This window comes from Polaromonas sp. CG_9.7 (assembly GCF_015752205.1).
In the GTDB taxonomy this organism is placed as follows: Bacteria; Pseudomonadota; Gammaproteobacteria; order Burkholderiales; family Burkholderiaceae_C; genus Polaromonas.
In genome coordinates this window covers 170,291-181,698 of the sequence record NZ_JADOVG010000009.1, presented here as the reverse complement: position 1 = coordinate 181,698, position 11,408 = coordinate 170,291, and the positions used below count along the sequence as shown (strand labels likewise).

General features: G+C 60.4%; 8 protein-coding genes. 6 read left to right on the top strand and 2 right to left on the bottom strand.

Translation table 11 applies throughout. From position 1 onward, the window contains the following. Nucleotides 1-417 precede the first annotated feature (417 nt). The 5 genes from IWX87_RS11410 to IWX87_RS11390 all read left to right on the top strand — a co-directional run bounded on the left by IWX87_RS11410 (nt 418) and on the right by IWX87_RS11390 (nt 6,207). On the top strand, nt 418-2,055 hold the full coding sequence (locus tag IWX87_RS11410; protein WP_196863639.1) for a hypothetical protein: 1,638 nt from the start codon (nt 418-420) through the stop codon (nt 2,053-2,055). Next, on the top strand, nt 2,052-3,059 hold the full coding sequence (locus tag IWX87_RS11405) for a UbiA prenyltransferase family protein (protein WP_196863638.1): 1,008 nt from the start codon (nt 2,052-2,054) through the stop codon (nt 3,057-3,059). The genes IWX87_RS11410 and IWX87_RS11405 overlap by 4 nt, the downstream gene beginning before the upstream one ends. Before the next feature lie 73 nt (nt 3,060-3,132). Further along, the gene (locus IWX87_RS11400; protein WP_196863637.1) at nt 3,133-4,935 is read left to right on the top strand and encodes a hypothetical protein; all 1,803 of its coding nucleotides are present in this window, start codon (nt 3,133-3,135) and stop codon (nt 4,933-4,935) included. Nucleotides 4,936-5,026: 91 nt separating this feature from the next. Then, a complete protein-coding gene (locus IWX87_RS11395; protein ID WP_231374742.1) occupies nt 5,027-5,737 on the top strand; it encodes an HAD family hydrolase in 711 nt (236 codons plus the stop codon). Next, entirely contained in the window at nt 5,734-6,207 is a 474-nt protein-coding gene (locus IWX87_RS11390; protein WP_196863635.1) for a GtrA family protein, read from the top strand. Before IWX87_RS11395 ends, IWX87_RS11390 begins: the two co-directional genes overlap by 4 nt. A gap of 72 nt (nt 6,208-6,279) precedes the next feature. Here IWX87_RS11390 and IWX87_RS11385 read toward each other — a convergent pair whose 3' ends face one another. Continuing rightward, a complete protein-coding gene (locus IWX87_RS11385; RefSeq protein ID WP_196863634.1) occupies nt 6,280-7,062 on the bottom strand; it encodes an SDR family NAD(P)-dependent oxidoreductase in 783 nt (260 codons plus the stop codon). Between the two features lie 561 nt (nt 7,063-7,623). Continuing rightward, on the bottom strand, nt 7,624-9,351 hold the full coding sequence (locus IWX87_RS11380) for a DEAD/DEAH box helicase (protein WP_196863633.1): 1,728 nt from the start codon (nt 9,349-9,351) through the stop codon (nt 7,624-7,626). 340 nt (nt 9,352-9,691) lie between these two features. On the opposite strand from IWX87_RS11380, the gene ettA reads away from it, so the two are divergent. Further along, nucleotides 9,692-11,353: an energy-dependent translational throttle protein EttA gene (ettA, locus tag IWX87_RS11375; RefSeq protein WP_196863632.1), complete on the top strand. Its 1,662-nt coding sequence runs from the start codon at nt 9,692-9,694 to the stop codon at nt 11,351-11,353. The last annotated feature ends 55 nt before the right edge of the window (nt 11,354-11,408 follow it).

The following is an 11,408-nucleotide window of genomic DNA, read 5'->3' as shown; positions in this document are numbered from 1 at the left end:
AGTGGTTTCGGAGAATATCGCCCACAAAACTGGCAAAAGTAACCCAGCAGAAAAATTTAGACTTTAATTAACGAATCAGGTTGACTGTCTACTAGCTCACTCATCGATTTCGCATCGATCTCGAATCGATTTTGCATTTTGCCGCAAGGTGGGTAACCCTTTAAATCTTCAAAACAGGTTCTTGGGCCATACGGCCTATTGGGTGAATGAAGCGCCCCAAAGAAACTCTGTCGAATTCCCTTGCGCCCTGAACCTCCATGAATTTCCTGGCATTCGACCTGGTTGAGATGGTGGCCTTCAGGGTGAATTCCTGTTGTCCAGGCAACAGCATTCACACATTCAAGACCGAAGGCATAAATTGAAGCGGTGCATCCAACTTTTTAAATCTGGCAGTTTCCATTGCTTGAAGAGGGCGGCGTGAAGGCTGACAACTTTAGGGAATGGGCACGGCGCCTGGGGCTGTGGGTGTCGATCGCACTCATGCTGTGCCTGATTGCACTGTTCAATGGCCAACCGTTTTTTTACCCGGATACGCCAACCTACCTGCGCGGCGCTGAAATGGGCGCGTCCAGGCTGGCTGGCCCAAACACGCTCAAGCCGTGGCTGCCCGCACCTGATGCATCTGCTGTTGCCTCGGCAGCAGCGTCCTCGTCCGTGGCCGAGCCGGTCATGCCCTCAGAGCCCGTGCAGACGGCCCGAAAGCTCAAACCCCTGACTTCCGTGGCTGACAAGGTGGTACTGGCCGGGCGTTCGGTGTACTACGGCATCTTGCTTTATGCCGGTTACCTGACCGGGGGCATGTGGCTGGCAGTCATGGTTCAGGCCTTGTGCGTGGCCTATGTGCTGCAACTTCTGATGGTGCGACTTTGGGCGCTGAGCACTGGCCAGGTCTTGGGCACAGTGGCGGCGTTGAGCTTGCTCACGCCGCTGGGCATTTACACCGGATTTTTAATGCCTGATGTGTTTGCGCCGCTGGTGATCTTGATTATCGGGACGATGTCGGTCTACTGGCGGCAGCTGACGCGCGGGCAGTGCTGCGCGCTGGCGGCAATTTTGCTGTTCGGTTTGTGCGCGCACAGCAGTCATGTGGCGTTGGCTGTGCTCATGCTGGTGCTGGCCCTGGCAGGGAGGCTGTTCAGCGCCTACTGGCGCAGCCTCTCGGGCGCCGCGCTGCTGGTGCTGGCCATTTGCATTGCCGCCGCCGGGGCTGCAGAGTGGGCTTTCAGCAAGGCGGTGACCGCTGCCGTGGGTGCGCCGCCGCTGCGCCTGCCGCACCCGATGGCGCGCCTCATCGACCTGGGACCGGGCACGGCCTTTCTCAAGCAGCGTTGCCCTGGCGCAGGTTATGCGGCGTGCGACTTTGTGCAGAACTATCCCACAGCGTGGGAAGACTTTTTGTTTTCCAGTGATCCGGCCAAAGGCGCCTTCGCACTGGCAGACGTAGGCATCAAGCGGCGCTTGTCTGACGAACAGTTGCGTTTCGTGCTTGACGTGGTGCGCTTTGACCCGCTGGGCGTGACCCGCGGCGTGGCACTCGATGTGTTGCGCCAGTTGGGCCTGTTCAGGGTCGATATCGGCGTCTACCCCCCGGCTGTCCTGGCCATGTACGAGGGGCGCGTGCCCGACAGTATTTTTTTGGCTATGCAGCGCAGCCGTGCCGGCCAGCTCTGGCCGTTTAACGACGGGTTGTCTGCGGCAACCTACGCCATGGTGCTGGCTTCGCTGGTGCTGGCCGTGTGGCTGCGCGGGCGCGCCCGACTGTATGACCAGTCAGACCCGTTGGACCGACTGCCCACGGCATTTGACCTGACGCAGCGCCGCATGAGGGACTTTGCCGTCGTGGTGATTGCGGGTGTCGTTGCAAATGCCGTCGTCTGCGCCGCACTGGCTTCGTCCCTTGACCGTTTTCAGGCACGGGTGATCTGGCTGCTGCCTTTTCTGGCCCTTTCCATGCTGGCCGTCGCCCGTCAAGCCTGGCTTTCCGATACCGGAATTTCTGCGTTTCGGCATTCGACCTCAACGCCCAATCTGTCAATTCAAGGATCTACGCCATGACCTCCCAAACCCTGCATTCGCAAAATGCACTCAACACCCCGGCCAGCTGGCGCGACTACCTGCAAATGGCGCGACTGGACCATATGACCAAGCATGTCTTCATCCTGCCTGGATTGGTGCTGGCTTATGTGCTGCGCGACCCGCCGCTGCAAAACGTCTGGTGGTCCATCCTCCTGGGGTTTGCCAGCGCCGTACTGATTGCCTCGTCCAACTACATCATCAACGAATGGCTGGACCGCGAATTCGATGCCTTTCACCCTGACAAGTCCAGCCGTCCGGCGGTCAACATGGTGATGACGCCGACCCGGGTGTATGGCATGTATGCCGCGTTCAGTCTGCTGGGCCTGTTGCTGGCGTATCAGGTCGGCACCCTGTTTTTTCTGGTCAGTGTGCTGTTCTGGGTTTCAGGTGTGGTCTATAACGTCCAGCCCGTTCGCTCCAAGGACAAGGCTTATCTGGATGTGCTGTCCGAGTCGCTGAACAACCCCATTCGCATGATGCTGGGCTGGGCCATGATCGACCACTTCACCATTGCGCCGGTCTCGCTGCTGCTGGCTTACTGGATGGGCGGTGCTTTCCTGATGGGCGCCAAGCGCTTGTCAGAATACCGCGAGATCACCGCCGAGCCGGGCGGTGTGGCCCTGCTGCACCGCTACCGCCGTTCGTTCCAGCATTACACCGAAGAGCGCCTGACCATTTCGTGCTTTGTGTATGCCTTGTTTGCAACCTTCCTGATGGGCGTGTTTTTGATCAAGTACCGCATTGAATATGTTCTGGCCTTTCCTTTCATCATTGTCTTGTTCGCGCATTACCTGGGTTTGTCGATGCGCAGCGGCTCGGTGGCGCAAAAGCCTGAAAAACTGTTCCGCGAAAAGCGCCTCATGGTGATCAGCGCGGCGACGGTATTGGCGCTGATCGTGTTGAGCTTTGTTGATCTGTCGGTGTTGCACGGGCTAAGCGAGCCGCATTTCCTGATGCTGGACCAGCTTGCATCGAATCGCTAGGGGCGGCGATTGCGCACTGACATACCGCTTTTGAACATGAGGAAGACCGCTTTTTACTTGCTTGTCACATTGTATGAATTCTGATTTTTCATTGGTTCACGTGTACGACAAGCTGCTTGCGCTCTCCAGTGCCACCCTCGGGGTGTTCACGCTGGCTGAATTCATGCTCGCATTGGCTTTGCTCGCCCTGGCGGCCTTTGCTCCACGCTGGGGAAGCCGCAGGTTCGACACCGTGGAACGCTTGTTTGGTGGACTGGCGCACCGGCCGATCAGGCAGGTACTGGCCGTTGGCTTGCTGGCCATTGCCCTGCGTGCACTCATGCTGCCCTGGATGGGCATTGCCGAGGCATCGGTCGCAGACGAAACAAGCATTTTGCTGCAAGCCCAGACCTTTGCCGCAGGGCGGCTGGCCAATCCGACGCATCCGTTCTGGGAGCATTTCGAAACCTTTTACGTCAACCAGGTGCCCGCTTACGCATCAATGTATTTTCCGGGCAGGGGGGCACCGCTGGCCGCCGGTTTGCTGCTGGCCCAGAATGCGTGGGTTGGCGTGTGGATGAGCATGGTGCTGATGTGCATGGCCGCGACCTGGATGCTGCAGGGTTGGGTTGTGCTGCCCATGGCGCTGCTCGGCGGCATCCTGGTGACCCTTCGCCTGGGAGTTTTCAGCTTTTGGGTAAATTCTTATTACGGCGGCGCTTTCATTGCATTGGGTGCGATGCTGGTGATCGGTGCACTGCCGCGCATCTTGCAGGCACCGCGCTGGCGCCACGGCTTGCTGATGGGGCTGGGCATGGTCATTTTGATGACGTCTCGGCCTTACGAAGGCTTTTTACTGTGCTTTCCCGTGGCGCTGGCCCTGCTGCTTCACTTAATTCGCAGTCGCTGGCAGCATGTACGGCTGGCTCTGGTTAGGGTGGCGCTGCCCGCAGTGCTGATGGTGGGGGCCGGGGGCGGCTTGCTGCTGGCCTACAACCAGGCCACGACCGGCCAGCCGCTCAAGGCGGCCTACCAGCTGAACCGCGAGACGTATGCAAGCGTGCCCGCCTTTCTGATTTCGCCCCCCCTCAAGTCGCTGCATCAGGGTCCGGCTTATTTCCAGGACTATTTTGCAATGGAAGGCGCCAACTACGGGCTGCGCAAGTCGCCCTTGCTGTGGTTGCGCAGCGGAGTGGCCAAGCTTTTCCACACCTGGAATTTCTACATCGGTGCAATTTTCTCGGCTGCGTTTTTTGCCGGGCTCTGGTCGTGCAGGCGTGATCCTTTTCTGTTGGGCACGACGGCGTTCTTCATGGGGGGCTATTTTCTGGAGACCTGGAACTTTCCGCAATACACGGCGCCGCTGTTCCCGCTGCTGCTCATCTTCATGATGCGGGGTTTCGAGTGGCTGCGTGCCCGTGACCCGGTCCGAAATCCCGCCGGCCTGTTTCTGGCGCGCGCGATGCCGGTGGCTGCGCTCTTGATGCTGGCCTTGCCCGCCACGTCGTTTATTTTCGGGTCGCCGTCGATGGGGGTCAACGCGACCCAAACGGTGTGTTGCACCACTTCCGACAAGCTCAGGCCCGCACTGCGCCAAATGCTGCTGGACAGTCCGGGGCGCGACCTGGTGCTGGTGAAAAGCGGTCCGAACAACCCGTTGGGTTATGAAATGGTCAACAACGAACCGGATATTGACAAAGCCGATATTGTCTGGGCGCATCGACTGGGCACTGAAAAAGACAATCGACTCAGGCAATATTTTGACGACCGCCGTGTCTGGGAGTTTGAATGGCTGCCTGCGGATAATAAAGACAAGCCCGGGATTGACGGCCACCAGCCTTATCGGCTGACGCTGCTTGATCCTGAATTCCAAAAAAGCAAACCAGGCCAACCGTGAAACCTGAAAAAAATACACTGGCCTCTGCACGATGCGGTGGTGCGATTCATTCCATCTTGTCTGGACTGCAGTTGCTGCGGAGGGCTGTTCATTGAAGGCCTTGCCCGATTGGCACCATATCGATTTGGTGGTCTTTGATGTGGACGGCACGCTGTACGACCAGCGCCGGTTGCGGTTCGCCATGCTGGGCTTGCTGCTGTCAGACGCTTGGCGCTTGCGCAGCCTGGACACGCTGAAAACCCTGCGCACCTTCAGGCGCGTGCGCGAAGCACTTGGCGACAAGCCCGAAGCTGATTTCATGCGCTTGCAATACGCCAGAACCGCAGCGCAGCATCACAAGACTGAAGACGACGTGCGCCTGCTCACCGCTGACTGGCTGGAGCAGCGCCCGCTGCCTGCGCTGCCCGCCTGCCGCTATGCGCAGGTGGAGGCAGTCTTTGCCGGGCTGCAAGCCGCAGGCAAACGCATTGCTGTTTTTTCTGATTACCCGGCCGTGGACAAACTCAAGGCGCTGGGGCTGCAGGCTGATCTGGTTGTGTGTGCGACGGACCCGTCCATCGCGCGGCTCAAGCCCGACCCGGCCGGGCTGCTGTCCATCCTGCGCCAGACCCATATTGCACCGCAGCGCACGCTGATGATCGGAGACCGCTTTGACCGGGATGGTGCAGTCGCGCAACGGGCCGGCGTTCACGCGCTGATCCGCTCACGCAAGCCGCATCCGGAATTTGCCACCTTCCAGACCTACGCCGACCCGGTGTTTCACCCCTTGTTGAAGGGTGCGCCCGTGCGGGCGGCCGCATGATGCGAAGCCGCACCACGGCGCCCACGAATGCGACTGACGCCACGCCCGTCCCGCCCGTTGCACCAGCCGCCACCACGACAGGTGCTGCACCGCGTCTGGCGAGTCAGGCATTGGGCTACCTGATGGTCGGCGGGCTGGCGGCGGTGGTGGACATCGGCCTTTTCCATTTGTTGTCACAGCGCCTGAATAGCTTGCTGCTACCCGCCATTGCCAGTTTTGTGGTGGCGGCGGTTGTCAATTATTCCCTGTCTTCGCTGTGGGTCTATCGGCGGCAGTGGCGATCGCTGCGCCGTGCCACCTTGTTCTTCATGCTGGCTTGCGTTGGCCTTTGCATCAATGCCGGCGCCACCTGGTGGCTGGGCAGCACACTGCCCATTGCACCGACACTGGCCAAAATCGGCGGCGTCGCCACTGCTTTTGTGGCCAACTTCCTGATGAACACCTTCATTGTCTTTCGCGCTGAGGACTGAGCCGCGAAAAGTGCCGGCGCAACTCTGTGCAGCCCGCCGTACAGATGCCTGGCCGAGTGGCCGGTTTGCGTTTTATGGCGCCATCGTGTAATTCAGCGTCATGCGGCCGCCATCGGCCACGACGATCTCGCCGGTAACGTAGCTGGCGGCGTCGCTGGCCAGGTAAGCCACGGTGTCGGCAATTTCCGACGGCTCGCCCAGGCGCCGCATCGGCGTGCGGCTCATGATGCGGGCTGTGGCCTCTTCGCTGGTCAGCACCGCCTTGGCCGCCAGTTCGGTGGCAATGGTGCCTGGCGCCACGGCGTTCACGCGTATGCCCTTGTCAGCCAGCGACAGCGCCATCACCCGCGTCAATTGGTTGATGCCGCCCTTGCTGACGTTGTAGCCGGCAATCGTCGGGATGGCCAGCACGCCATTGACCGAACTCATGTTGACGATGCTGCCCCGGCCGGCCTTGGCCATCTCGCGCGCCACCGACTGGCCCATCAAAAAAGCGCCCTTGAGGTTGACGCGCAGCACGGCATCGAAATCGTCCTCGGTCATGTCAAGGAAATCGGCAGCCCTGAAAATCCCTGCATTGTTCACCAGCACGTCGATGCGGCCATGCGCTGCAAGCGTTTGCGCCACCACTGCTTCGACCTGCAGTTTGTCGCCCACATCGCAATGCACGAACAGGCCGCCCAGTTCGTCCGCCAGCGCCGCACCGCGCGCATCGTCGATGTCGGCAATGACGACTGCAGCGCCCTCGCGGGCAAATCGCCGGATGCATGCTTCGCCAATGCCTTGCGCGCCTCCGGTGACGATACAGATGCGGCCCGCCAGGCCAAAGTTGATTTTTGATGATTTGGTGTCCATGCGCTTATGTTATATGAGCTTTGCGCTATTTATTTTGTAGCATTCCGCGTATGCGCATAAAGGCTTCGAAGCCTCATCAGTCGTCGTTGCAATTTGTCGGGCACAACCCGGCAGGCTGGGTGAGGGTTTTTCTGATTTTCCAAAGTCCGCCTCTGGGTTGACCGTTTGCGCGACAGGCTTTTGATTGGCGACCGCATTGAGAAGTAAAGGAGGTGGCGCAGTCAAATGCTTGGCATGTTCCGGCGCGGCAGTTCAGCCCGGCGGGACAAGCCGTGAGCAATTGACCATAAGCTGGCGGCGCTAATATGCTATTCGCCTGACCATGGACGGCCGTCAATGCCTGTCGGCAGGGAGTGGTTCAGGTCATGACCTGCATTGGCAGCGTATTCATATTGCTATTTTTTTGATAGCTAAAAGCGCTTTCTGGTATTGCGGGAGAGGTATTTTTATCATAAATATTGCTTCAAAAACGAAAATCGCCCGGCAACCCCAGAGGGTTGTCGGGCGATATGCGCCGGACTGCGACTTGATTTTTTAAATCAGCCTGCCGCCAAAGCCTGCTTAACGGCCGCTGAACGAGCCAGGACCGCCTGAGCGGCGAGGACCGTTGCTGCGGCCGCCTGGGCCACCTGCACCGCCGCCACCGGAGCGCGGACCTCCACGGAAGTTGTTGCGGTTGCCGCTGGGCTGGCCTGACGAGGGGAAGCCCGAAGAGGCATGGCTGGCCGGCTGCTGGTTGTCAAAATCGTTGCGCTGCTCGTGCTCACGCTGGCGCGGAGCCGGGGCATGCGCACTTCTTGGCTGGCTGAAAGACGGCTGGCCGCCTTGTGGGTAGCCGGCATTCTGACGCGGCTGGGCCGGTCCACGGCGGTCGGCATTGCCGCCACCGTTGCCACCAAAGCCGCCGCCATTGCCGCCACGGCCAGCGCCAGCGCTGTTGCCGGCAGGGGCGCGGGGACCGCGTCCGGCGGGACCGGCATTGCCGCCACGCGCAGGCTGAGCGCCCTTGGTGTCGCGGATGCGCGTCATCATTTCGGACCGGGCAGCCTTGGCGGCTGCCTGCATCACGTCGCGGCTTGGGGGCTTGCCGAGGCCACCCCAGATGGTCTGGCGGCCCATGGCCAGCGGCTCGGCGCGTTCACCCGGCTCGGCTTCAAAGCCGGGAACAATGACTTTTTCAATGTTCTGCTTGGTGAAGCGCTCGATGTCCTGCATGAAACCTTCTTCGTCCAGGCAAACCAGGCTGACGGCTTCGCCGCTGTTGCCGGCGCGGCCGGTGCGGCCGATGCGGTGAACATAGTCTTCGCTGACGTTCGGGATTTCGTAGTTCACGACATGCGGCAATTCGTCAATGTCAATGCCGCGAGCGGCAATGTCGGTCGCCACCAGTGCGCGGATGTTGCCATCCTTGAATCCTTGCAACGCCTGCGTACGGGCCGTCTGGCTCTTGTTGCCATGCAGCGCCATGGCGGGAATGCCAGCCTTGGTCAGGTGCTCGGCCACATTGTTGGCGCCGAACTTGGTGCGGGTGAACACCAGCACCTGGCTCCAGTTGTGCTCGTTGATGATGTGCGTCAACAAGGCTTTTTTCTTGCTGCGGCCGACCGGGTGGATGGTCTGCGTGATGCGCTGCACGGTGGTGTTGCGCGGCGTGACCTGGATGGACACGGGGTTTCGCAGCAGGCTGTTGGTCAGTTCGCGGATTTCGTCGCTGAAGGTGGCGCTGAACAGCAGCGTCTGCTTCTGCTTGGGCACCAGCGCCAATACTTTCTTGATGTCGTGGATGAAGCCCATGTCCAGCATGCGGTCGGCTTCATCGAGCACCAAAATTTGCACCTGGCTCAGGTCCAGCGTGCCCTGGCTCGCATGGTCCAGCAGGCGGCCGGGCGTGGCGACCAGAATGTCAACGCCCCGGCGGAGCTTTTCGATCTGCGCGCCCATGCCGACACCGCCGAACATCACCATCGAGGTGAGGTCGAGGTATTTGCCGTAGGTGCGAACGCTTTCCTCGACCTGCGCAGCAAGTTCGCGTGTCGGCGTCATGATGAGGGCGCGAACCGCGTTGACGCCGCGCCGGTTGGTCAGGCGGGGCTCGCTTGACAGGCGCTGCAGCAGCGGCAGGGTGAAGGCTGCGGTCTTGCCGGTGCCGGTCTGGGCGCCACCCAGCAGGTCGCTGCCAGCAAGCACAGCCGGAATGGCCTGTGCCTGGATGGGCGTGGGGGTGTCGTAGCCCTGCTCAAGCACGGCCTTCAAAATGGCCGGGGCCAGGTTCAATTCTTCAAATTTCATGGAATGGTGCACCGCTGGGGCGCTTCTTGATCGGCCTGTTGGGCGCCTTGGTTTGAAGGCAACCCGCCAGTCATAGGCAGATGGGATCATGGAGCCGGGCTGAAAAACATCGCAGTTGGGTTGCTAAACCTGTCCCTGGATGTGCCCGAATGTCGAAGGCAACTGGAGCCCTGCGACTCCGCTATTGTTGCACGGAACGATAATCAGGTGATCAACGCCTGAATTTCGCCTCTAGTAGAGTGTTCAGGCATGTCGCCTGGCCCGCGCATTCCGGCATTCATTTGCCAACTGGCGGGCCTGCAATTTATCCTTCTCCGTTTTTATTTAACAAAGTGATCTGATGGCCCAGTACGTATTCACCATGAACAAGGTCGGCAAAATCGTGCCGCCCAAACGACAGATTCTCAAAGACGTGTCCCTGAGCTTTTTCCCGGGCGCCAAGATCGGCGTGCTAGGCGTCAACGGCTCCGGCAAGTCGACCCTGCTCAAGATCATGGCCGGGCTGGACCGGGAAATCGAAGGCGAAGCCACGCCGATGCCGGGCCTGAACATTGGCTACCTGCCGCAGGAGCCCAAGCTTGACCCGGAGCACACGGTGCGCGAAAGCGTCGAAGCCAGCATGGGTGCGGTGTTTGCCGCCAAGGCGCAGCTGGAGGCGGTGTATGTCGCCTATGGCGAGCCCGATGCCGACTTCGATGCGCTGGCCACCGAACAGGCTCGGCTGGAGGCCATCATTGCCACCGCCGGCACCGATTCCGAGCACCAGCTTGAAATTGCCGCCGACGCGCTGCGCCTGCCGCCCTGGGATGCCAAGATCGGCCTGCTCTCGGGCGGTGAAAAGCGCCGCGTCGCGCTGTGCAGCATGTTGCTGTCCAAGCCCGACATGCTTCTGCTTGACGAACCCACCAACCACCTTGACGCCGAATCGGTGGACTGGCTGGAGCAGTTCTTGCAGCGCTATCCGGGTACCGTGGTGGCCATCACCCATGACCGTTATTTCCTCGACAACGCCGCTGAATGGATTCTGGAACTGGACCGCGGCCACGGCATCCCGTGGAAGGGCAACTACAGCTCCTGGCTGAGCCAGAAGGGTGATCGCCTGGCGCTGGAGCAAAAAGGCGAAGAAGCCCGGGCCAAGGCGCTGAAAAAGGAACTCGAATGGTCGCGCCAGAACCCCAAGGCGCGTCAGGCCAAGAGCAAGTCGCGCCTGGCACGCTTTGAGGAACTGTCCGATTTCGAGTACCAGAAACGCGTCGAGACCAACGAGATTTTCATCCCCGTGGCCGAGCGTCTGGGCAGCCAGGTGATCGAGTTCCACAACGTGACCAAATCGTTTGGCGACCGGGTGCTGATCGACAACCTTAGCTTCACCATTCCTGCTGGTGCCATCGTCGGCATCATCGGCCCGAACGGCGCGGGTAAATCGACGCTGTTCAAGCTGATTGCCGGCAAGGAAAAGCCGGACAGCGGCGAGGTCGTGATCGGCTCGACTGTCCGCATGGCCTTTGTGGACCAGAACCGGGACGACCTGGCGAATGAGAAAACGGTCTGGGAAGACATTTCGGGCGGCCTGGACATCCTGAATGTCGGCAAGTTCCAGATGCCCAGCCGCGCTTACGCCGGTCGCTTCAACTTCAACGGCGGCGACCAGCAAAAGCGTGTCGGCACGCTGTCGGGCGGCGAGCGCGGACGCCTGCACCTGGCCAAGACCTTGATTGCCGGCGGCAACGTGTTGATGCTCGACGAGCCGTCGAACGACCTGGACGTGGAAACCCTGCGTGCGCTGGAAGACGCACTGCTCGAATTTGCCGGCTCGATCATGGTCATCAGCCATGACCGCTGGTTCCTGGACCGCATCGCGACCCACATTCTGGCGGCCGAGGGCGACAGCCAGTGGACCTTCTTTGACGGCAACTACCAGGAATACGAAGCCGACAAGAAAAAACGCCTGGGCGAGGAGGGCGCCAAGCCCAAGCGCATGCGCTTCAAAGATTTGAAGTAATGCGCTTACAGTTGCACACTGCGTGTAGCTCCTGTGCCCCTGAGGGGGCTACGCC